The 472-nt window shown below is 34.3% G+C and carries 1 protein-coding gene; it reads left to right on the plus strand.

From position 1 onward, the window contains the following. Nucleotides 1–62 precede the first annotated feature (62 nt). Nucleotides 63–344 (plus strand): hypothetical protein, encoded by a 282-nt coding sequence (locus tag QBK89_RS15050; RefSeq protein ID WP_284141816.1) that lies wholly within the window; start codon nt 63–65, stop codon nt 342–344. The last annotated feature ends 128 nt before the right edge of the window (nt 345–472 follow it).

Raw genomic sequence — 472 nt, forward strand, 5'->3', positions numbered from 1 at the left:
ACAAAAAATTACACAGTCTCGTCAAACTCTAAAGTTCAACATATTATAAGGAGGGAAGGATAATGATCAATATAAAAGCTATTTACAGTTTTTTTTATTTATTAATAATCCCTGTCCTTTCTGTCTTATACGCAGGGTTAATTATAAGTGCGACCATATCCATACTCGCTGGAATCCTTCGCACATTTGGATTTGACCAAATAAAAATGAGCATTTGGTACGGGATTGATCTCCCTGTAGCGTTGAGCATTCCTTTAGCAATTATTGTTTCCGCTTTTTTATTTGTCTGTTCTCGTTATATAAAACGATTAATTATTTTTTGTGTTACAAGCCTTAGAAGCTGATATTACTTTCTCTGATTCCTATTAGGAAGAATATGTGGAATCAAGTTCTCTGAGATGAGTTCCAGCGGATTTGTGCTTGCTCTTTCCTTTATTGGGGTGATAGCCAAATAGTAAAAACCTTAGACTAG

The organism is Virgibacillus sp. LDC-1 (assembly GCF_030137545.1).
In the GTDB taxonomy this organism is placed as follows: Bacteria; Bacillota; Bacilli; order Bacillales; family Amphibacillaceae; genus LDC-1.

Bases quoted from the DNA above. Each gene is read 5' to 3' on its own strand.
- QBK89_RS15050 (WP_284141816.1), top strand. From the start codon at position 63: ATGATCAATATAAAAGCTATTTACAGTTTTTTTTATTTATTAATAATC.